Raw genomic sequence first — 20,172 nt, forward strand, 5'->3', positions numbered from 1 at the left:
CTTAGCCTAGCTAAGGGACTTTGCGAGCAGAAGGGTTGCACAGTGGCGGAACGCCGGACGTATTCGATCGCGGAACTGGGGCCGCGGTACAAGTGGATCGCGCTGTCCAACACGACGCTGGGCATGCTGATCGCCACGATCAACTCCTCGATCGTGCTGATCGCGCTGCCCGACATCTTCAAGGGCATCGGCATCAACCCCCTGGAACCGGCCAACACGAGCTACCTTCTGTGGATGATCATGGGCTTCCTCGTGGTCACCGCGGTGCTGGTGGTGAGCTTCGGCAGGCTCGGCGACATGTACGGCCGCGCGAGGATGTACAACCTCGGCTTCGCGGTGTTCACGGTGTCGTCGATCATGCTGGCCATCACCTGGTTCGACGGCGACGCGGCCGCGTTGTGGCTGATCGGCTGGCGGATCGTGCAGGGCGTCGGCGGCGCCTTCCTGATGGCGAACAGCTCGGCGATCCTCACCGACGCCTTCCCGGCCAACCAGCGCGGCCTCGCGCTCGGCATGAACGGCGTCGCGGCCATCGCGGGCTCGTTCCTCGGCCTGGTCGTCGGCGGCGTGCTCGCGCCGGTCGACTGGAACCTGATCTTCCTGGTGTCGGTGCCGTTCGGCGTGATCGGCACGGTCTGGGCGTACCTCAAGCTGCACGACACCGGCGTCCGCAAGCACGCGCGGATGGACTGGTGGGGCAACATCACCTTCGCCGTCGGCCTGATCGCGGTGCTGATCGGCATCACCTACGGCATCCAGCCCTACGGCTCGTCCCCGACCGGCTGGGGGAGCCCGTTCGTGCTGACCTGCCTGATCGGCGGCCTCGCGGTGCTGGTGGCGTTCGTGGTCATCGAGTCGAAGGTGGACAACCCGCTGTTCCGCCTGTCGCTGTTCCGCATCCGCTCGTTCACCTGGGGCAACGTCGCCAACCTGACGGCGTCCCTCGGCCGCGGCGGGCTGCAGTTCATCCTGATCATCTGGCTGCAGGGCATCTGGCTCCCGCAGCACGGCTACACGTTCGAGCAGACCCCGTTGTGGGCGGGCATCTACATGCTCCCGATGACGATCGGCTTCCTGGTCTCGGCCCCGGCGTCGGGCGTGCTGTCCGACCGCATCGGCAGCCGCCTGCTCGCCTCGGGCGGCCTGCTCATCACGGCGGTGACGTTCCTGCTGCTGATCCTGCTGCCGGTGAACTTCGACTACTGGGCGTTCGCGGCGATCCTGCTGATCAACGGCATCGGCATGGGCATGTTCGCCTCCCCGAACCGCGCCGAGGTGATGAACAGCCTCCCGGCGGACGCCCGCGGCTCGGGCGCGGGCATGATGACCACGTTCCAGAACGCGGCGATGGTCCTGTCGATCGGCTTCTTCTTCAGCTTGATCATCGCGGGCCTGTCGTCGAGCCTCCCGTCGACGATGAGCGCGGGCCTGATCGAGCACGGCGTTCCGGCGTCGTCGGCCGCCCAGATCGCCAACCTCCCGGCGGTGGCGGTGCTGTTCGCGGCGTTCTTGGGGTACAACCCGATCCAGCAGTTGCTGGGCGGTCAGCTGTCGTCCCTGCCGCCGGACCAGGCGTCGTTCCTGACGGGGCGGAGCTTCTTCCCTAACCTGATTTCGGGCCCGTTCCAGTCGGGATTGGCGGTGGCGTTCGGCTTCGCGATCGTGGTGTGCCTGATCGGCGCGGTGGCGTCGCTGCTGACCAAGGACGCCCGCCCGAAGAACGGCGAGTCGGTGGGGGAGGAACTGGCCGCGGTGGCCGGGGAGTCGAGCGGCGGGCCGAGCGAATTGGTGTCGCCTTCGACCGAGCGCTGACGGTCGTTTCGGGAAGCCGGGTGCCGGGTGGCACCCGGCTTTTTCGCGTCGAAAGCGCCGTTGGAAGTAGGCCGAATGACGCAACTGTCAAAGAACAAGTAACTCTGCAAGTACGCCGAGACCCACCCGGTCAGTCGTGGGGACAACGGGCCGGAACTTCAGCTCGCGCCACCCAACCAGGGATATGACCCGTTCAAGGCGTGGGACCTGGTGGGTGACGACTGGAGCAACGGAACGAGTACGAAGCCTGGAACGGGGCCGGGCCGCGGCGGTGGCCGGCCGGACACGGGAACCGGCACGGGCCACGGTGGCAGTCGCGCCGGTGGTCCGCCGGCGATCGACTACCGGGCGGCGGGCCAGGCGGCGGTCAAGCACAACCCACTGCCCATCCCGAAGGCGGCGACGCAGCCGGTCTACGGCAACAACGGCGGGATCAAGCCGCCGGTGTCGTCGTCGCCGAACCTGCCGGCTTCCAGCGTGGCGCAGACGGTGGTCGGGGACCCGAACACGCAGAAAATCACGCAGGCGGTGACCGGGCAGGAGCCGGTGGTGCGGACGGTGGGCCAGGCACCGGTCTCGGAGCTGGCACCGTCCGGTCCAGTCCAGGCTCCGGGCTTCGAGGAGCAGGTCACCGGGCTGTTGAACTTGATCCCGTTCAGCGGCCTCAGCGTCGCGTGGCGCCTGGTGACGGCGGACAGCTGGGCGGACGCGGGGCACCAGCTGCTCGACCTGGTCGGATACATCCCGATCGCCGGCGAGGTGGCGGACGGTGCCAACGCGCTGTGGTACCTGGGCGAGGGTGACGGCCTGAACGCAGGCCTGTCCGCGGCGGCGGCGGTACCGTTCGTCGGCTGGGCGGCGGCCGCTGGGAAGATGGGCAAGCAGGCGGTGAAGTCTCTTGAAGAGGCAGCAGCCGACTTGCCGAAAAGCGCGGGAAAACCGGTTGTCAACACTGTTCCGCGGCGGCCTGGCGGAAAGTTCGCTCCGCGTGATGGTGCGCCTGGCCAAGATGGCGCGCTCGATGAGCGCACGGTACTAGACCAGTTGCAGCTTGACGGTGCTCCCATTATCAGCGGGCAGGTGCCGGCGTCGGTGCCAGGCTTTCCCCTCCGCAAATATGACGGTGCGGTCGAGTTGAACGGGAAATGGTATGGAGTCGAAACCAAGGGGGAAGCTCACCGCTGACGCATCTTCGACCAAGGGTTGAATACGCCTGGAAACTCTGTCACGTTGCGCAATGGGTTGACGCTTGAAGGTGTCTTCTACGCCTGGGTGCCTCGCTGATTGGTGGAATTCGTTGTTCTCGGCTGAGATGACCGCTGTGTGCATGTGCAAGCAAATGAGGATTGTCGGATGAGTTTTGATCTTGCGTTCTGGTGGGAGCCTCAGGCGATCTCTTCGGATGAGGCGGCCCGGAAGTATCATGCGATGGTGGAACTGCGCTCTGGTGTCGTGTTGCACAACGACAGGTTGGACAATTTCTTCGATGAACTGACCGAAAACTTCCCGGATCTGACAGAGGAAAACCTCGATGATTCTCCTTGGTCGGCGCCATTATATCGGACCTCTGAATGTGTCATTGTTTCGATGGATTTTCCTTCGCAGGGAACGATGGTCGATTTCCTTCTGTGGTTGAGTTCGGGTCATGGTGTTACCTGTTTCGACCCGCAGGCTGGGGAGGTTTTTCCTCCGGGGGAAAATTCTGGGATAGCGCTGGAGATGGCCGATGGTCGAAACATCGTCAACCCGGACCAGGGTGTCATTGAGCTGGAGCTGCGCAAACTGAGTGACGAGAATTGGTATCTCATCGCCGAGAAACGACCTGGATGGTATGTGCAAGTCGGGTACGGCACCGCCGCGGGGGTACGTTCGAACTCGTTCGTCGTGGAATTCAGAGAAGGTGGTCCACGGCAGCATTTCAGGGCAGTTTTGGACAGTATCGATGCGGTGCGGTCGGCCTTCCTGGGTTTCGTGAATGATCAAGACGGCTGGCGCGAGCGGTTGCCCTTTTATCGTGTGTCGGTTTAGGTTGCGGATGTGTCGGGAGGTATTGACGAGAGTTGGGTTCCGCCACCGGGGCAGAAGTCCATCGAGGAGCGGCTTTCAGCAGGGACTCGGGTGATCTACCAGCCGACTGTCGCTCGCTCAATCTTCACCGGCTTCGCCGGCGCCCCGTCCAGCGGCCCGTCCGGGTCGGTCGGGATGATCCCGTCCGCCACCATCCGATCAAGAGCGGACATCCCCCGGATCACCCGCCCCATCACCGAGTAGTTGGCCGGGATGTTCGCGAACGAGTGCACGATGAAGAACTCCGACCCGTTGGTCCCCGGCCCCTGGTTCCCCATAGCGATCGTCCCCCGCGGGTACGTCTCCGAACCCGAGACCTCGTCCGGGAACTTGTACCCCGGCCCACCCTTTTCCACCTCGTAGATGTCCCCGCATTGAAGAACACCAAGGCGAGCGGAGTTGGACAGCCGCCAGCACTGCGACCGGTCATAGAACCGCTGCAAAACCAGCGAGACCATGTTGTGCACCGCGCAAGGCGCCGCCCCGCCACGGTCCAGCCGCACGGTCACCGGCCCGTAGTTGAACCGGAGCGTCACGTCGACAGTCCCGCGCGTCAAGGCCACCGGCAAAGGACGCACCACCGGCCGCGCGGCCGGGTTCGAGGGCGTCGGCGTGAACTCGCACCGGACCAGCGGCACCGAAGCCGACGCCGGCGTGGCAGGGGCCACCAAGGCACTCAGAACGACACCGACGAGAGCAAGACCCCAGCGCAGCTTCATGCCGGGGACGTTAGCGAAAAACCGACTACTTGCGCCAGGCCGTGCGCTGCTTGCGGATGTCCAGCACGAGCAGCAGGATCAGGAACAACGACAGCCCCACCAGCCACACGTTCTCGGTGTTGTTCTCGTGGTTGCCCTTGATCATCACCAGCAGGATGATCGCGCTGACCCAGCCGGCGATGCGGGTGGCCTTCGGGAACGAGCCGTGCCAGCCCCAGGCCGCGGACGGCTCGTCGCGCGGGTCGACCTCGGGCCGCCTCTTCTCGACCGCCTTGCCTGCCACGATGAACTCCTCAAACCCCGTGAACCTCGGACCCGCCGATGATCCCACACCTCCGGGTGCGCCGCGGAGACGCCCCGCGCGACAATGACCGGCGATGACTACCTCGCGAAGCGTTCTCGTGCTCGGCTCGACCGGGTCCATCGGCGTGCAGGCCCTCGACGTCGCCGCGCGCAACCCGCACCTGTTCCGGGTGGCCGGGATCGCCGCCGGTGGGGCCGATCCGGCCGCTCTCGCCGCGCAGGCGATCGCCCACGGCGTCGAAGCCGTCGCCGTGACCAGGGCCACGGCCGCCGAGGACGTCCAGCTCGCGCTGTACGCCGAGGCGCAGAAGCGTGGGTACGCGCAGGGTGACTTCAAGCTCCCGCGGCTGTTCGCCGGCTCCGACGCCGTCACCGAGCTGATCGAGGCCGTCGAAGTCGACACCGTCCTCAACGCCCTGCCCGGCTCCCGCGGCCTCGAGCCCACGCTCAAGGCCCTGGCCACCGGCGCCACCCTCGCGCTCGCGAACAAGGAGTCGCTCATCGCCGGCGGGCCGCTGGTGCTCGCCGCCGCGAAGCCCGGGCAGCTCGTGCCCGTCGACTCCGAACACTCCGCCATCGCGCAGGCGCTGCGGGCCGGGAAGGACAGCGAAGTCGCCCGGCTCGTCCTGACCGCGTCCGGCGGCCCGTTCCGCGGCCGCAAGCGCGCCGAGCTGGCCGGGGTCACCGTCGAGCAGGCGATGGCGCACCCGACCTGGTCCATGGGACCGCTGATCACGATCAACTCCGCCACCTTGGTCAACAAGGGCCTGGAGCTGATCGAGGCGGCCCTGCTCTTCGGCATCGCGCCGGAGAAGATCGACGTCACCGTGCACCCGCAGTCGATCGTGCACTCCATGGTGACCTTCACCGACGGCTCGACGATCGCCCAGGCCAGCCCGCCCGACATGCGGCTGCCGATCGCGCTCGCGCTGCACTGGCCCGACCGGGTGCCCGGCGCCGCCGCCGCGTGCACCTGGAACACCGCCGCGACCTGGACCTTCGAGCCGCTGGACGACGAGGCCTTCCCGGCCGTCGAGCTGGCCCGCCACTGCGGCAGCGCCGGCGGCTGCCTGCCCGCCGTCTACAACGCCGCGAACGAGGAGGTCGTGGCGGCTTTCCTCGCGCAGAACACCAGCTTCACGTCGATAGTGGACACTGTTTCCGAGGTGGTGGGAGCCGCCGACGAATGGCGTCGCGAACCACGCGACGTGGAGGACGTACTCGCGGCCGAGCGCTGGGCTCGTGCGCGGGCCGGTTCGATCATCGAGGGGAAGTAGCGGGTGCTCGCCTACATCATCGGTGTGGTGCTCTTCGCGCTGGGGATCTGCGTCTCAGTCGCACTGCACGAGGCCGGCCACATGCTGACGGCGAAGGCCTTCGGCATGAAGGTCCGCCGGTACTTCGTGGGCTTCGGGCCCACGGTGTTCTCCTGGCGCCGCGGCGAGACCGAGTACGGCCTGAAGTGGATCCCGCTCGGCGGGTTCTGCGACATCGCCGGCATGACCGCGCTCGACGAGGTGACGCCGGACGAGGCGCCGCGCGCGATGTGGCGGTTCAAGACCTGGAAGCGCACCGTCGTGATGTCGGCCGGGTCGGTCACCCACTTCATCCTCGGCTTCGTGGTCCTCTACCTGATGGCCGTGACCATGGGCCTGCCGAACCTGGCCCCCGTCGACACCACGCCGGTGCTGGCGGCGACGTCGTGCGCGCAGTCGGCGACGACCGAGGCGCAGGCCCAGGCCCAGTCCGACAACCCGGGCTGCCCGCCGGGTGCGGTGCGGCCGGCCGAGGCGGCCGGGCTGCGGGCCGGCGACAAGATCCTCGCGGTCGGCGGGAAGCCGGTCGCCAGCTGGACCGAGATGCTCGCCGCCGTGCAGGCCACCAGCGGCCGGACCCAGTTCGACGTCCAGCGCGGCGACCAGCGGCTCGCGCTCATCGTCGACGTGCCGCAGGTGCAGCGCTGGACCAGCGCCGGCGTCAAGACGGTCGGCATGATCGGCGCGTCCCCGAAGCAGCCCGCGGTCACCACCCAGTACGGCCCGGTCGCCGCGGTCGGCGCCACCTTCAGTTTCACCGGCACGATGTTCGCCGAGACGGCGCAGCGGCTCGTCGAGTTCCCCCAGCGCATCCCCGCCGTCGTCACCGCGATCTTCGGCGGCGAGCGCGACCCGAACACCCCGGTCAGCGTCGTCGGCGCGAGCCGGATCGGCGGCGAGGCCGTCGAGCGGGGCATCTGGGTGCTGTTCTTCTTCCTGCTGGCCAGCCTGAACTTCTTCATCGGCGTGTTCAACCTGCTGCCGCTGCTGCCGCTGGACGGCGGCCACATCGCGGTGGTCTGGTACGAGCGCGTCCGCGACTGGATCCGGGCCCGGCGGGGCAAGGTCGCCGGCGGGCCTGTCGACTACACCAGGTTGTCCGGGATCACGATGGTGCTGGTGCTCATCGGCGGTGCGGTCACGCTACTCACCGTGACCGCGGACATCGTCAACCCGATCCGCCTGCAGTAGCGAACCGCCACGGAGGGGTTCCGGCCCCTCCGTGGGGCGCCACACCGCGCGTAACGCTGCTCACCGTGACGGTTGACATGGTGAAGGTGGCCCAGTAGGGGTAGGTACGCTGGAAGCCGTGACCGTCGCACTCGGTATGCCCGCCCTGCCCCCGCCCGTCCTCTCCGAGCGCCGCAAGACCCGCCAGCTCCAGGTGGGCCCGGTCGGTGTCGGCAGCGACTTCCCGATCTCCGTCCAGTCGATGACGACGACGCTCACCTCCGACGTCAACGCGACGCTGCAGCAGATCGCCGAGCTGACCGCCGCGGGCTGCGACATCGTCCGCGTGGCGTGCCCGTCGGCCGACGACGCCGAGGCGCTGCCGGCGATCGCGAAGAAGTCGCAGATCCCGGTAATCGCCGACATCCACTTCCAGCCGAAGTACGTCTTCGCGGCGATCGAGGCCGGCTGCGCGGCGGTGCGCGTCAACCCCGGCAACATCCGCAAGTTCGACGACCAGGTCAAGGAGATCGCGCAGGCCGCGAAGGACCACGGCACGCCGATCCGGATCGGCGTCAACGCCGGCTCGCTGGACAAGCGGATCATGGACAAGTACGGCAAGGCGACGCCGGAGGCGCTGGCCGAGTCGGCGCTGTGGGAGGCGTCGCTGTTCGCCGAGCACGACTTCCACGACATCAAGATCTCGGTGAAGCACAACGACCCGGTGGTCATGGTGCGCGCGTACGAGCTCCTGGCCGAGCAGTGCGACTACCCGCTGCACCTCGGCGTCACCGAGGCCGGCCCGGCGTTCCAGGGCACGATCAAGTCGGCGGTCGCCTTCGGCGCGCTGCTGCGCCAGGGCATCGGCGACACGATCCGCGTCTCGCTGTCCGCGCCGCCGGTCGAAGAGGTCAAGGTCGGCATCCAGATCCTGCAGTCGCTGAACCTCAAGCAGCGCAAGCTGGAGATCGTCTCCTGCCCGTCCTGCGGGCGTGCGCAGGTCGACGTCTACACGCTCGCCGAGCAGGTCACGGCCGGGCTCGAGGGCATGGAGATCCCGCTGCGCGTGGCCGTCATGGGCTGCGTCGTGAACGGCCCCGGCGAGGCCCGCGAGGCCGACCTGGGCGTCGCGTCGGGCAACGGCAAGGGCCAGATCTTCGTCAAGGGCGAGGTCATCAAGACCGTGCCCGAACACGCGATCGTCGAGACGCTCATCGAAGAGGCCATGCGCATCGCCGAAGAGGCGGGCGAGTCCCTCGGCGAGGGCGCGCCGGTGGTCACCGCCGGCTGAGCACTCCCGCTCGGAGCCCTCCTCGCCGGATCGGTGAGGAGGGCTCCGGCGCGTTTTCAGCCCTGCAGGTGGTGCTGGGCGGCGTCACGGATCTGCAGCCGCACGTTCTCGAGCGCGGCGGCGACCTCGTCGATCTGCTGCGAAGCGAGCTGGATGGCGCCCTGGATCGCGGTCGCGGTGGACGTCTCCCCGAGCAGGCCGAGCACCTGGGCCTGGAGGTCTTCGAGGTCGCTCTTCGTGGCGAGCGCGATGCCGGTCGGCACCTGGTCGGCGAGCAGCTCCAGCTGCTGCGCCTGCTCCTGGATCGTCATCGGGTGGTTCCTTCCGCGGTGGGGACGCACGTCCGTGTTATCAGACCCGGAACTGTCGGTGGTGACGTTTACCCTGGCAATCGTGAGCGTGACCTGGGCCATCCACGAACCGCACCCGGTGGTGCGGCCCCTGGTCACGCGCTACGTCGGGTACGCCCAGGACGACGTCACGCTGCCGGTCCACCGCGGGCTGCCGTCCCGGCATGTGACGCTCGTCATCAGCCTCGCCGGGCCGGTGCGTATGGGCGGGCGGAGCCTCCAGGCGCTGGTCGGCGGGCTCCATACGCAAGCGGTGCTGATCCGGCAGGACCGCGTGCAGGAGGGCATCCAGCTGGAGCTCGACCCGCTGGGCGTGCGGACGCTGTTCGGCGTCACGGCGGCGGAGCTGTCCGGCGAAGTGGCCGACCTCGCCGCATTCGGTCTCGGCTCGCTGCCGGATCGGTTGCGGGAGCTGCCGTGGCGCGAGCGGTTCGCGTTGCTGGACGACGTCCTGGCCGCCCGGGCCGTCGAGCCGGTGGTGCCGCCGCCCGAGCTGGGGGAGGCGTGGCGCCGGATGCGGGGCGCGGACGGGCAGGTGCGCGTCGCGGACCTCGCCGAGGAGGTCGGCTGGAGCCGTCGCCACCTGGGCGAGCGGTTCCGCACGGAGCTCGGCCTGGCGCCCAAGCAGGCGGCGCGGGTGCTGCGGTTCGAGCGGGCCGGGCGGCTGCTGCGGCGCGGCCGGACGGACCTGGCGGCGCTGTCCGCGGAGTGCGGGTTCTACGACCAGGCACACCTGACCAACGAGTGGCGCGCACTGGCGGGCTGCACGCCGGGCACGTGGATCGCCGAGGAGCTCCCGTTCCTCCAAGACCAGGAGGCGGAGGTGGCGCGAAGCTGACGGCATGACTCCTGAACCGAACGTCTGGCCCGCTCTCCGGTACGACGACGCCCCGGCCGCGGTCCGCTTCCTCGTCGACGTCCTGGGCTTCACCGAGGCGCTGGTGGTGCCCGACGGCGAGCTGATCGCGCACGCCGAGCTGCGCTGGCCCGAGGGCGGCGCGGTGATGCTGGGCAGCGTCCGGCCACCGGACGGCGTCCACGACGCGATGAAGCCGGGCGCGTCCGCGGTGTACGTGGTCTCGGACCGGGTGGACGAGGTGCACGCGCGGGTGAAGGCGGCGGGCGCCGAGATCACGGCCGGGCTGACGGACACCGAGTACGGCTCGCACACGTTCAGCCTGCGTGACCCGGAGGGCAACTCCTGGACGATCGGCACCTACCGCGGCGCGGCCTGACCCTGCGAAGGACGCGTCCGGGGCCTCCGGCGGCCCGGATGCGGCGTTCGCGGCTGTTCATCTCACCGTGTCGGGAGGCTTGCGTTCCGTTTAGCAGTCGAATCTGGCACCCTGGAGCCCGTGTTGCGGCTTGCAGGTGCACGGCTGCTCGATGATCGGGACTATCCGGCGGTCCGTGCCGCTCTGGCCGCGGACCCGGTGGGCAGCTGCATGGTCAGCGCCCGGGTCGAGGCCGCGGGCCTCGACCCGTGGCGGCTCGGTGGTGAGCTCTGGGCCGCCGACAGCCGTCCGGTCCGGGCCGGACGGCTCCAAGGGCTGTGCTTTTCCGGGCCGAACCTGATCCCGCTGAGGGGCAACGCGCCCGCGTTGCGCTCCTTCGCCGACCGCGCTCTGAGACGGCAGCGCACCTGCTCCTCGCTCGTCGGCCCGGCCGAACAGGTGCTCGGCCTGTGGGACGAGCTCGAAGGCGAGTGGGGCCCGGCCCGGGAGGTCCGCGACGACCAGCCGCTGATGGCCCTCGACGCCACCCCGCTCGTCGCCGCCGATCCGCTGGTGCGGCCGGTCCGGCCGGACGAGCTCGAGCGGTACTTGCCCGCGGCCGTCTCGATGTTCATCGAGGAGGTCGGCGTCGACCCGCGCAGCGGCGACGGCGGGGCCAGCTACCGGGCCCGGGTCACCGAGCTGATCGGGGCCGGTCGCGCGTTCGCCCGCTTCGAGGACGGCGAGGTCGTCTTCAAGGCCGAGATCGGCGCCATGTCGGCCACCGTCGGGCAGATCCAGGGCGTCTGGGTGCACCCCGACCGCCGCGGCGACGGGCTCGGCACCGCCGGCACCGCCGCGGTCGTGAACCGGCTCGTCCGCGGCCTCGGCCGCACCGCCAGCCTCTACGTCAACGCCTTCAACACCCCCGCCCTCGCGGCCTACCGCAAGATCGGCTTCCAGCAGGTCGGCCAGTACGCGACGGTGCTGTTCTAACCACTCTTCCGTGGCGGTGTTGCGAAGCCGTCACAACGCCCTGGCCAGGCATGATCCGGCCATGAGTGCACGTCGACACCGTGCTCTCGCGGCACTGCTGCTGCTCGTCGCCGCGACCACGGCCGGGTGCTCGGGCGACGGTCCCGAGGACGCCCTCTCCGCCTTCCTGGACGCCCTCGCGTCCGGGGACGTCGCCGCCGCGGCCGCGAACACCGACTCACCCGATGCCGCCAAGACCGTGCTGAGCCAGGTCCGCGGCGTGCTCGACCCCGAGGCGCTCGACGTCGACGACGAGGAAGTGAAACAGCCGGAGGGTGACGTCGTGACCGCCGGCTACCGGCTCACCTGGCACCTCCCGCACGGCCGCACCTGGGCCTACCGCGCCGACGCCCAGTTGCGGGCGGCCGAGAGCGGCTGGCAGGTGCACTGGCAGCCGACGGTCGTCCACCCCCAGCTCGCCGTCGGCCAGACCCTCGGCATGCTGCCGCAGCTGCCCGAGACGGCGCCGGTCCTCGACCGCGACGGTGTGGCGCTGATGCGCCCGCAGACCGTGATCGGCGTGGTCGTCGACCCGCAGAAGACCGGCGACGCGAGCGCGGTCGCCGGGACGCTGGCCAAGGCGCTGCACCGGTACGAGCCGTCGGTCACCGGCCGGTCCGTGCTGGACGGGATGAACAAGACCAAACCCGGCGACGCCTACGCGGTGATCACCCTGCGCGCGGGCGACTACCAGCGGGTCAAGCCGGTGATCTACGACCTGCCCGGCGTCCGCTTCGCCAGCCAGGAGCGGCTGCTGCCGGTGACCCGCGGGTCCGGGCAGCAGGTCCTGCCGGGCATCCGCGCGCTGGTCGAGCAGCAGCTGGCCGGGGCGGCGGGCTGGCGGATCGTCACCCGCGACGTCACCGGGGGCGAGGCCGCCGAGCTCAAGGCCGAGCCGCCGCGGCCCGCCCCGGCTGTCACCAGCACGCTCAGCGCGAAGATCCAGGCCGCCGCCGAGAAAGCCCTCGAAACCGAGCCGTACTCCGCGGCGCTGGTCGCCATCCAGCCTTCCAGCGGGGACATCCTCGCCGTGGCCCAGAACGACGCCGCCGACGAGGAGGGCTCGCTGGCCCTGTCCGGGCGTTACCCGCCGGGGTCGACGTTCAAGATCGTGACGGCGGCGGCCGCGCTGTCGGCGGGGGAGGTCGAAGCGGGCAGCCCGGTCGACTGCCCGGGGACGACGACGATCGAAAACCGCGTCGTGCCGAACGAGGGCCGGTTCGACCTGGGCCGGGTGCCGCTGAAGACGGCGTTCGCGCGGTCCTGCAACACGACCTTCGCCCGGCTCGCCGCCGGCCTCGACAAGGCGGCGCTCACCGACACCGCCCGCTCCTTCGGCCTCGGCGCCGACTTCGTCGTCCCGGGCCTGACCACGGTCACCGGGGACGTCCCGGGCAGCGACTCGGCCGTCCAGCGGGCGGAAAACGGCTTCGGCCAGGGCCGAGTGGTGGTCAGCCCGTTCGGCATGGCGCTGGTCGCGGCCACCGTGCAGGCCGGGAAGGTGCCGTCGCCGTCGATCGTCAAGGGCTTGCCCGCGGCGACGCAGAACGTCGGCGACCCGCCGTCGCAGGAGGTCCTGGACGCGCTGCGCGGGATGATGCGGGAGGTCGTCACGGCCGGTACCGCGACCGGCCTGCGGGACATCCCCGACGTCGCGGGCAAGACCGGCACCGCCCAGTTCGGCGACGGCTCCCACTCGCACGGCTGGTTCGTCGGCTACCGCGGCGACCTGGCGTTCGCCGTGCTCCTCACCGACGCCGGGTCGTCGAAACCGGCGGTGCAGGCCGCGCACCGGTTCCTGGCGGGGATCGGCTGAGCGGACCGTCGTAAGGTGGGGGCATGTCCGTTCGTGCTCCGCTCGTTCCCGGCGTCCAGACGCCGCGCCGTGACGTCCCCAGTTCCATCGCCCGTCCCGAGTACGTGGACAAGCCGGCGCCGAAGCGGGACACCGGCAACGGCGTGCGCACGCCCGAGGTGATCGAGAAGATGCGGATCGCCGGCCGCATCGCGGCCCAGGCCCTGGAAGAGGGCGGCAAGGCCGTCAAGCCGGGCGCCACCACGGACGACATCGACAAGGTGGTGCACGAGTTCCTGCTCGACCACCACGCCTACCCCTCGACGCTGGGCTACCGCCGCTTCCCGAAGTCGTGCTGCACGTCGCTCAACGAGGTGATCTGCCACGGCATCCCGGACTCGACGGTGATCGAGGACGGTGACATCTGCAACATCGACGTCACCGCCTACATCGGCGGCGTCCACGGCGACACGAACGCGACCTTCCTGGCCGGCGACGTCTCCGAGGAGGCCCGCCTGCTGGTGGAGCGCACCCGCGAGGCGACCATGCGGGCGATCAAGGCGGTCCGCCCGGGGCGTCAGCTGAACGTCATCGGCCGGGTCATCGAGTCCTACGCCAAGCGCTTCGGCTACGGCGTGGTCCGCGACTTCACCGGCCACGGCGTCGGCCCGGCGTTCCACACGCCCCCGACGGTCCTGCACTACGAAGAGCCCTCCGTCGACACGATCATCGAGGAGGGCATGACCTTCACGATCGAGCCGATGATCACGCTGGGCACCATCGACTACGACATCTGGTCGGACGACTGGACCGTCACCACGAAGGACAAGAAGTGGACGGCCCAGTTCGAGCACACCCTCGTGGTGACGGCCGACGGCAGCGAGATCCTCACGCTGCCCTGAGTCAGTGGCTGGTGGCCTTCTTGTAGCAGCGCACCGAAAGCGGCACGAAAACCACCAGCAGCAGCGCGATCCACAGCACCGAAGCCAGCACGGCGTGCTGCATCGGCCAGGCGGCGTGCACCGGCATCGCCGCGCTCGTGTTGCCGAACAGCTCCCGGGACGCCTGGGTGATCGCCGAGACCGGGTTCCAGTCCGCGATCACCCGCAGCGGGGTGGGCAGGCGGCCGCTGTCGACGAACGTGTTGGCCAGGAACGTCAGCGGGAAGATCGCCACGCTGGAGACGTTGTTGAACACCTCGGGCTTGCGGACGGCCAGGCCGAGCGTGCCCATCACCCACGACAGCGCGTAGGCGAAGGCGAGCAGCAGGAGCACCCCGCCGAGCGCTTCGAACACGCCGGTGTGGATGCGCCAGCCGACCAGCAGGCCGACCAGGCCCATGATCAGCAGGCTCGTCACGTTCAGGATGAGGTCCGCGGTGGTGCGGCCGATCAGCACCGCCGCCGGGGACATCGGCAGCGATCTGAACCGGTCGATGATGCCTTTCTGCAGGTCGTCGGTCAGCCCGTAGCCGGTGACGATGCTGCCCATCGCCACCGCGAGGACGAAGATCCCCGGGAGCATGAACTCGCGGTACGACATGTCGGGGATGTCGATCACGCTGCCGAAGACGTAGCCGAAGAGCAGCACGAACATCACCGGCATGAAGACGATGGACCCGAGCAGGTCCAGCGATCGGACGATCTTGATCGAGTTGCGCTTGGCGACGGTCACGCCGTCGGTGACGGCCATCTGCACCGCGTTCATCACACGGCCTCCTTCGCGGGTTCGGCCGTCTCGTGGCCGGTCAGGGTGAGGAAAACGTCGTCGAGGGTGGGACGGCGGACGCCGACGTCGCGGACGTCGACGCCTTCCGTGGCGAGCAGGGCGAGCGCTTCGGTAAGCGCTTTCGCGCCGTGGGTCACGGGCACGGTGAGCCGGAACGCCTCGGCCTGCGGCTCGCCGCTGGCCAGCCGGGCCAGCGCCCGCCGGGCCACGAGGACGTCGTCGTGGGTGCCGACGGTCAGCTCGATCCGCTCGCCGCCGACCAGGTCCTTGAGCTCGTCGGCGGTGCCGCGGGCGATCACGCGCCCGTGGTCGACGACGGCGATGCTGTCGGCCAGCCGGTCGGCTTCTTCCAGGTATTGCGTGGTCAGCAGCAGCGTGGTGCCGCCCGCGACCAGCTCGGTGATGACGTCCCACAGCTCGGTGCGGGCCCGCGGGTCGAGCCCGGTCGTGGGCTCGTCGAGGAACAGCACCGGCGGGTTCGCCACGAGCGCGCCGGCCAGGTCGAGCCGGCGCCGCATGCCGCCGGAGTAGCCCTTCACCGGCCGGTCGGCGGCGTCCTCCAGGCTGAACCGGGCGAGCAGCTCGCGGCCGCGGGCCTTGGCCCGCTTGGTGCCCAGGTGGTAGAGCCGCCCGACCATCTCGAGGTTCTCCGCCCCGGTCAGTTCCTGGTCGACGGCGGCGTACTGCCCCGAAGCGCCGATGTGCGAGCGCAGTTCGTGGGCGTCCTTCACGACGTCGAACCCGGCGACGGTCGCGTGACCCGCGTCCGGCTTCTGCAACGTCGTGAGGATCTGGACGGTGGTGGTCTTCCCGGCGCCGTTCGGCCCCAGCACCCCCAGCACCGTGCCCTCCGGTACGCGCAGCGACATCCCGTCGAGCGCGGTGACCTTCCCGTACTTCTTGACCAATCCCTCGGCCACGATGGCGTCCGGCATGGATTTCCCCTGTCTGTGTGGAGTCTTCAGGCGCGTCGGATGACGATGTCGCCGGTGTAGGTGTGGGCCTTGACCTCGACGGTCTCGGTGGTGCCGCCCGGCCCGTCGGACGGCGTGAGGGTGTTGCGCACGGACCCGGTCAGCGAGTTCAGCTCGAGCCACGCGGCACTGCCTTCGCGGATGCCGACCTCGATCTCGCCGACGGCGGTCTCGAGGACGACCCGGTCGCGGATGACCTCGCCGAGCCGGATGTCGCCGGCGGCGGTCTTCGCGTTGACGGCGGCGTGGGCGACGTCGACCAGGATGTCGCCGTTGGCGGTGCTGACGCGCAGGTCGCCGGTCACCTCGCCGACACGGGTCTCGCCGTTGGAGTTCTTGAGGACCGCGGTGCCGTCGATCTCGCGGATCCGCAGCTCGCCGGAGCCGGTGCCGACCTCGGCGTGCCCGGTGGCCCGGTCGACGAAGACGTCACCGGTCGCGGTGTTCGCTTCGAGCCGCGAGGTTTCGTCGAGGTGGATGTTGCCCACGGACGTCTTGAGCCGGCTGTCGCCCAGGCGGCCGGTGACGTGGAAGTCGCCCATCGCCGACGTCGCCTTGACGCGGGAGCCGGCCGGCAGTTCGACCGTGACGTGCAGCGCGCCGCCCTTGCCCCACAGCTTCGTCGTGTACTTCGGGCCCTTGACCAGCAGCTCGCCGTCGGCGAACTCGACGCGGGTCTTGGCGGCGGCTTTGACGTCCTCGTTGTCGCCGGGGTCGGCCGGCTGGACCTCGACGGTGGTCTCGGTGCGGTCGCCGGCGACGATCCGGACGTCGGCCATGCTGACGTCCAGCGTGGCCGTGATCGGCTCGGGGGTGGCGAAAACTGGCATGGCTGCGCCCTCCTGGGGTGCTTTGGGAGTGTTTTGGCTGGTCAGAACGGGCGGGTCAGCGAACCCAGCCGGTGTACTTCTCGCCGTAGACGGACCGGCGGTGCGCGGGCCGGCTCGCGTCGGCGCCGAGTGCGGTGTTCGCGGCCCGGACGAGCCAGGCGTTGATGGAGAGCCGGTCGCGGCTCGCCGCCTCCTCCACTCGCTGTTTCAGCTGGTCGGGGAGCCGCAGGTTGATCCGGGAGACGGCGCCGTCGTCGGCCTCGGGCGGCGGCGGGGCCTCCGCCGGAGCCGGTTCGGGCGCCGTGGGCACGGAAACCGCGAACTCCGCTTCGCGGCGGCGAAGGCGTACTTCGACGGATCCGGGAGCGAGGTCGCGGGTGATCTCGTCGGCCGCGGCCGACAGCGCGTCGAGCAGGGTGAGCCGGATGGCGGACTCCAGCGGGGAGGCCAGCCGCTCGGCCAGGGTGACAGCGTCCTCGCCGGCCGCCTCGGCGGCTACCGCGAACTCGCGGCGGAGGCTGTCCACGAAGGGTGTCAGGTCCATGGCACAAATATGGCACCACGGTGGTGCCACAACAACCCTGAAATGGCACCCTTAGGGGTCATCGATCGATAAAAATGCAGGTCAGGCCCGTTCGACGCGCTCCAGAAGTTCGTCGAGGAACCCGCAGGCCTCGGCGGCCGCGCGGTCCGGGTCGCGGTCGGCGATGGCCTCGGCGAGACCTTCGTGCCCGATCTCCGGCACGTGGTCCGCGCCCGGCGCGATGCTGGACGTCGTCGCGATGCTCGCCGCGATGACCTCGGTCAGCCCGCGGTAGAGCTCGGTGAGCAGCCGGTTGTGCCCGGCGGCGACCACCGCGCAGTGGAACTCGGCGTCCGTGCGGGCGAAATCCTGCCACTGGCCGGCTCGCAGGTCGGTTTCGCGGCGCGCGAGCAGGGCACGCAGCTCGGCGACCTCGTCTTCGGTCCGCTCGACGGCCGCGAGCCGGGCGCCTTCGACTTCGAGGGTGCGCCGGACCTGCAGGACTTCACGCAGTTCCGTGCCGCAGAGCCGGCGGATCGCGCCGGACACCTCGCTCGTGGCGCGCACGTAGGTGCCGTCGCCCTGCCGGACCTCCAGGAGCCCGGTGTGCGCGAGCGCGCGCACGGCTTCGCGGACGGTGTTGCGTCCGACGCCGAGCTGCTCGACGAGCTCGGCCTCGGTCGGGATGCGTTCGCCGATCGGCCATTCGCCCTGCGTGACCGCGGTCCGCAGCTGGTCGATGACCTGGTCGACGAGGCCTGCTCGGCGCGTGGTGGCCAGAGGCACAGGATTATCCCTTCATCCAATCATCCTACGTATGCGATAGTAGCGCCATGCCCGTCGAACACCGTGAACCCGAACTGGACGGCGCCATCGAAGTCCGGACGCCCGGCGTGGTCGCCGCCGGCGCGCTGCTCGCGGTCGCGGTGGTGCTGACCGCCCTCAACTTGCGTCCGGCGATCACCGGCGTCGGGCCGATGCTCGCCGAAATGCGCCAGGACCTGGGCACTTCGGTCGTCTGGGCCGGGCTGCTCACGACGTTGCCGACGCTCTGCTTCGCCGGCGCCGGGCTCGCCGCGCCACTGCTGGCGCGCCGGGCCGGGATCGGCGCCGCCATCGCGATCGCGCTGGCCGCCCTCGCCGCCGGGCTCGTGCTGCGCGTGCTCGACGGCCCGGCCGTGGTGCTCGGCGGGACGCTGGTCGCGACCGCCGGGATCGCCCTGATCAACGTGCTGATCCCGGTCGTCATCAAGGACTCCTTCCCGGCTCGGATCGGCGTGCTGACCGGCGTCTACACCGCCGCGCTGCAGGGCGGCGGCGCGCTCGGGTCGGCGGTGACCCCGCGGCTGGGCGACACCCTCGGCGGCTGGCGCCCGGCGCTGGGTGGCTGGGCGGTGCTCGCCGTCGTCGCGCTGCTGGCCTGGATCTTCGCAGCCCGCGGCACCGGCCGGGCACCGCGGCCCGCCGAAGGCGCCGAGGGTGGCCGGTCGCTGCTGCGCAACCGGCTGGCCTGGATCGTCACCGGGTTCTTCGGCCTGCAGGCGTTCTACGCCTACGCGGCGATGGGCTGGTTCCCGCAGGTGCTGATGGACGCGGGCGTCCCGCGCGAGGACGCCGGGCTGCTGTTCGGCCTGGTTTCGCTGATCGCCGTGCCGATCAGCCTCGTCGTCGCGCCGATGGCGGCCCGGCAGCGCGGGCAGAGCCCGTGGATCGTCGGGCTCGGCGTCTTCGGTGTCGCCGGGACCATCGGGCTGATGCTCGCGCCGTCGTGGTCACCGCTGCTCTGGAGCATCCTCGTCGGGCTCGGGATGAGCACGTTCTCGCTGGCCCTGACCGTGATCGCGTTGCGCGCGCGGACCGGCGCCGACACCGCCCGGCTGTCCGGGATGGCGCAGGGCTTCGGCTACCTGTTCGCCGCGCTCGGGCCGTTCTTGTTCGGCCTGCTGCACGACCTCGCGGGCGGCTGGACCGTGCCGCTGGCGATGCTGCTCGGCCTGCTCGTGGTCCAGCTGGCGTTCGGCGCCCTCGCCGGCCGCCACCGCTTCGTCTGATTCTTGATTGTTAACGGCTTTCGCCCCGGTTGCCGCGACTTAAGATCACCGGGTGGCCGTGCCGGTGCCCGACCTCGGGACGTTGCTGCGCGAGGGCCCCTTCGACGCGGCTCTGCGCGCGGCCATCCGCGCCCGCGGGCTGAGCCTCGACCGGCTCCGCGAGCACCTGCGCACCCGCGGTGTCTCGGTCACGACGGCGACCTTGAGCTACTGGCAGTCCGGCCGCAGCCGTCCCCGGCGGCGTGACTCGGTGCACGGGCTGCGGCAGCTCGAAGCCGTCCTCGAGGTGCCGGCGGGCTCGCTGGTCGCGCTGCTCGGCCCGCCGCGGGCCGGCCGGTCCGCGCCCGCCGGGATCGGCCGGTTCTGGCCGGACGGGCCGCGCATCGAGGCCGCGGTGTCCGATGTGGACACCCGGTGGGACGAGCGGCTGACCCGGCTCAGCCAGCACGACGTCGTCCTCGTCGGCCCGGATCGCGAGGAGCTGGAGATCCGGTCGCGGCAGGTGCTGCGGGCCGAGGCCGACGGCCCGGACCGGTGGGTGGTGATCCTGCACCTCGACGAGCACGACCGGCCGCTGCCGGAGCTGCGTGCGCTGCGCGGCTGCCGAGCGGGCCGTAGCGTGCTGCAGCCCGAGGACGGCCTTCTCGTCGTCGAACTGCTCTTCGGCAGGCCGCTGCTGCGCGGCGAAACGGTGATCACCGAACACACGCTGGTGAATCGCGCGCCGCACCCGGTCGCGCTGAACTACGAACGGAAGTTCCGGCTCCCGGTCCGCGAGTACGTGCTCGAAATCCGGTTCTCCCCGGAGGCGGTGCCGCCGGTGTGCCGCCGGTTCGCCGAGCCCGGCGAAAACGCCGACGTCGTGCCGGAATCCGGTGCCGTGCACGGGGTCGCGCTCAACTTCGGGCCCGGCCGGTACGGCTTCGCGTGGGACTGGCCGGTTAACAGTTAAGGACTTGCGGATCTGCACCGCGGGCCGTCCGGCGGCTTACCG

The 20,172-nt window shown here is 70.2% G+C and carries 21 protein-coding genes; 13 read left to right on the forward strand and 8 right to left on the reverse strand.

From position 1 onward, the window contains the following. The first annotated feature begins 42 nt into the window (after nt 1-42). From ACWEF6_RS11025 to ACWEF6_RS11035, 3 genes are all read left to right on the forward strand, one after another. On the forward strand, nt 43-1,812 hold the full coding sequence (locus tag ACWEF6_RS11025; RefSeq protein ID WP_449682757.1) for an MFS transporter: 1,770 nt from the start codon (nt 43-45) through the stop codon (nt 1,810-1,812). Nucleotides 1,813-2,022: 210 nt separating this feature from the next. Next, nucleotides 2,023-2,997 (forward strand): hypothetical protein, encoded by a 975-nt coding sequence (locus ACWEF6_RS11030; RefSeq protein WP_449682758.1) that lies wholly within the window; start codon nt 2,023-2,025, stop codon nt 2,995-2,997. A gap of 168 nt (nt 2,998-3,165) precedes the next feature. Beyond that, nucleotides 3,166-3,840 (forward strand): hypothetical protein, encoded by a 675-nt coding sequence (locus tag ACWEF6_RS11035; RefSeq protein WP_449682759.1) that lies wholly within the window; start codon nt 3,166-3,168, stop codon nt 3,838-3,840. A gap of 95 nt (nt 3,841-3,935) precedes the next feature. Here ACWEF6_RS11035 and ACWEF6_RS11040 read toward each other — a convergent pair whose 3' ends face one another. Then, entirely contained in the window at nt 3,936-4,598 is a 663-nt protein-coding gene (locus tag ACWEF6_RS11040; protein WP_449682760.1) for a peptidylprolyl isomerase, read from the reverse strand. 25 nt (nt 4,599-4,623) lie between these two features. Beyond that, nucleotides 4,624-4,881, reverse strand: a complete 258-nt coding sequence (locus tag ACWEF6_RS11045) for a DUF2631 domain-containing protein (protein WP_003057577.1) — start codon at nt 4,879-4,881, stop codon at nt 4,624-4,626. A gap of 94 nt (nt 4,882-4,975) precedes the next feature. On the opposite strand from ACWEF6_RS11045, the gene dxr reads away from it, so the two are divergent. From dxr to ispG, 3 genes are all read left to right on the forward strand, one after another. Further along, nucleotides 4,976-6,178 carry a 1-deoxy-D-xylulose-5-phosphate reductoisomerase gene (gene dxr / locus ACWEF6_RS11050; RefSeq protein WP_449682761.1) on the forward strand — a complete coding sequence of 401 codons (1,203 nt, stop codon included), beginning with the start codon at nt 4,976-4,978 and terminating at the stop codon, nt 6,176-6,178. Between the two features lie 3 nt (nt 6,179-6,181). Next, a complete protein-coding gene (locus tag ACWEF6_RS11055; RefSeq protein WP_449682762.1) occupies nt 6,182-7,408 on the forward strand; it encodes a M50 family metallopeptidase in 1,227 nt (408 codons plus the stop codon). Nucleotides 7,409-7,544: 136 nt separating this feature from the next. Next, on the forward strand, nt 7,545-8,678 hold the full coding sequence (ispG, locus tag ACWEF6_RS11060; RefSeq protein ID WP_310974753.1) for a flavodoxin-dependent (E)-4-hydroxy-3-methylbut-2-enyl-diphosphate synthase: 1,134 nt from the start codon (nt 7,545-7,547) through the stop codon (nt 8,676-8,678). Between the two features lie 56 nt (nt 8,679-8,734). On the opposite strand, the gene ACWEF6_RS11065 is transcribed toward ispG, so the two are convergent. Beyond that, a complete protein-coding gene (locus ACWEF6_RS11065) occupies nt 8,735-8,989 on the reverse strand; it encodes a hypothetical protein (protein WP_003057586.1) in 255 nt (84 codons plus the stop codon). 82 nt (nt 8,990-9,071) lie between these two features. Between ACWEF6_RS11065 and ACWEF6_RS11070 the strand changes: the two genes are divergently transcribed. From ACWEF6_RS11070 to map, 5 genes are all read left to right on the forward strand, one after another. After that, nucleotides 9,072-9,866, forward strand: coding sequence for a helix-turn-helix domain-containing protein (locus ACWEF6_RS11070; RefSeq protein WP_449682763.1), 795 nt, complete (start codon nt 9,072-9,074; stop codon nt 9,864-9,866). A 4-nt stretch (nt 9,867-9,870) separates the two neighbouring features. Next, nucleotides 9,871-10,263 carry a VOC family protein gene (locus tag ACWEF6_RS11075; RefSeq protein WP_449682764.1) on the forward strand — a complete coding sequence of 131 codons (393 nt, stop codon included), beginning with the start codon at nt 9,871-9,873 and terminating at the stop codon, nt 10,261-10,263. A gap of 120 nt (nt 10,264-10,383) precedes the next feature. Then, nucleotides 10,384-11,238, forward strand: coding sequence for a GNAT family N-acetyltransferase (locus tag ACWEF6_RS11080; RefSeq protein WP_310974389.1), 855 nt, complete (start codon nt 10,384-10,386; stop codon nt 11,236-11,238). Between the two features lie 61 nt (nt 11,239-11,299). Further along, the gene (locus ACWEF6_RS11085) at nt 11,300-13,093 is read left to right on the forward strand and encodes a penicillin-binding transpeptidase domain-containing protein (RefSeq protein ID WP_449682765.1); all 1,794 of its coding nucleotides are present in this window, start codon (nt 11,300-11,302) and stop codon (nt 13,091-13,093) included. A gap of 23 nt (nt 13,094-13,116) precedes the next feature. Beyond that, on the forward strand, nt 13,117-13,974 hold the full coding sequence (gene map / locus ACWEF6_RS11090) for a type I methionyl aminopeptidase (RefSeq protein WP_449682766.1): 858 nt from the start codon (nt 13,117-13,119) through the stop codon (nt 13,972-13,974). 1 nt (nt 13,975) lies between these two features. Here map and ACWEF6_RS11095 read toward each other — a convergent pair whose 3' ends face one another. From ACWEF6_RS11095 to ACWEF6_RS11115, 5 genes are all read right to left on the reverse strand, one after another. Further along, on the reverse strand, nt 13,976-14,779 hold the full coding sequence (locus ACWEF6_RS11095; RefSeq protein ID WP_449682767.1) for an ABC transporter permease: 804 nt from the start codon (nt 14,777-14,779) through the stop codon (nt 13,976-13,978). After that, nucleotides 14,779-15,735, reverse strand: coding sequence for an ATP-binding cassette domain-containing protein (locus ACWEF6_RS11100; RefSeq protein ID WP_449682768.1), 957 nt, complete (start codon nt 15,733-15,735; stop codon nt 14,779-14,781). Before ACWEF6_RS11100 ends, ACWEF6_RS11095 begins: the two co-directional genes overlap by 1 nt. Nucleotides 15,736-15,761: 26 nt before the next feature. Next, entirely contained in the window at nt 15,762-16,604 is an 843-nt protein-coding gene (locus ACWEF6_RS11105) for a DUF4097 family beta strand repeat-containing protein (RefSeq protein WP_449682769.1), read from the reverse strand. Between the two features lie 55 nt (nt 16,605-16,659). Next, a complete protein-coding gene (locus ACWEF6_RS11110; protein ID WP_449682770.1) occupies nt 16,660-17,148 on the reverse strand; it encodes a hypothetical protein in 489 nt (162 codons plus the stop codon). Between the two features lie 81 nt (nt 17,149-17,229). Continuing rightward, nucleotides 17,230-17,913, reverse strand: coding sequence for a FadR/GntR family transcriptional regulator (locus tag ACWEF6_RS11115; RefSeq protein WP_449682771.1), 684 nt, complete (start codon nt 17,911-17,913; stop codon nt 17,230-17,232). A gap of 47 nt (nt 17,914-17,960) precedes the next feature. On the opposite strand from ACWEF6_RS11115, the gene ACWEF6_RS11120 reads away from it, so the two are divergent. Both ACWEF6_RS11120 and ACWEF6_RS11125 read left to right on the forward strand, forming a co-directional pair. Further along, a complete protein-coding gene (locus ACWEF6_RS11120) occupies nt 17,961-19,178 on the forward strand; it encodes a CynX/NimT family MFS transporter (RefSeq protein WP_449682772.1) in 1,218 nt (405 codons plus the stop codon). A gap of 52 nt (nt 19,179-19,230) precedes the next feature. Further along, nucleotides 19,231-20,130, forward strand: coding sequence for an XRE family transcriptional regulator (locus ACWEF6_RS11125; RefSeq protein WP_449682773.1), 900 nt, complete (start codon nt 19,231-19,233; stop codon nt 20,128-20,130). Nucleotides 20,131-20,172: the final 42 nt, after the last annotated feature.

Source organism: Amycolatopsis sp. NPDC004772 (assembly GCF_053601215.1).

What these genes read in the sequence shown, in the direction of transcription:
- ACWEF6_RS11110 (WP_449682770.1), bottom strand. Translation starts at nt 17,148, where the DNA reads ATGGACCTGACACCCTTCGTGGACAGCCTCCGCCGCGAGTTCGCGGTA.
- map (WP_449682766.1), top strand. Translation starts at nt 13,117, where the DNA reads ATGTCCGTTCGTGCTCCGCTCGTTCCCGGCGTCCAGACGCCGCGCCGT.
- dxr (WP_449682761.1), top strand. Translation starts at nt 4,976, where the DNA reads ATGACTACCTCGCGAAGCGTTCTCGTGCTCGGCTCGACCGGGTCCATC.
- ACWEF6_RS11075 (WP_449682764.1), top strand. Translation starts at nt 9,871, where the DNA reads ATGACTCCTGAACCGAACGTCTGGCCCGCTCTCCGGTACGACGACGCC.
- ACWEF6_RS11120 (WP_449682772.1), top strand. Translation starts at nt 17,961, where the DNA reads ATGCCCGTCGAACACCGTGAACCCGAACTGGACGGCGCCATCGAAGTC.
- ACWEF6_RS11095 (WP_449682767.1), bottom strand. Translation starts at nt 14,779, where the DNA reads ATGAACGCGGTGCAGATGGCCGTCACCGACGGCGTGACCGTCGCCAAG.
- ACWEF6_RS11035 (WP_449682759.1), top strand. Translation starts at nt 3,166, where the DNA reads ATGAGTTTTGATCTTGCGTTCTGGTGGGAGCCTCAGGCGATCTCTTCG.
- ACWEF6_RS11065 (WP_003057586.1), bottom strand. Translation starts at nt 8,989, where the DNA reads ATGACGATCCAGGAGCAGGCGCAGCAGCTGGAGCTGCTCGCCGACCAG.
- ACWEF6_RS11085 (WP_449682765.1), top strand. Translation starts at nt 11,300, where the DNA reads ATGAGTGCACGTCGACACCGTGCTCTCGCGGCACTGCTGCTGCTCGTC.
- ACWEF6_RS11100 (WP_449682768.1), bottom strand. Translation starts at nt 15,735, where the DNA reads ATGCCGGACGCCATCGTGGCCGAGGGATTGGTCAAGAAGTACGGGAAG.
- ACWEF6_RS11040 (WP_449682760.1), bottom strand. Translation starts at nt 4,598, where the DNA reads ATGAAGCTGCGCTGGGGTCTTGCTCTCGTCGGTGTCGTTCTGAGTGCC.
- ispG (WP_310974753.1), top strand. Translation starts at nt 7,545, where the DNA reads ATGCCCGCCCTGCCCCCGCCCGTCCTCTCCGAGCGCCGCAAGACCCGC.
- ACWEF6_RS11105 (WP_449682769.1), bottom strand. Translation starts at nt 16,604, where the DNA reads ATGCCAGTTTTCGCCACCCCCGAGCCGATCACGGCCACGCTGGACGTC.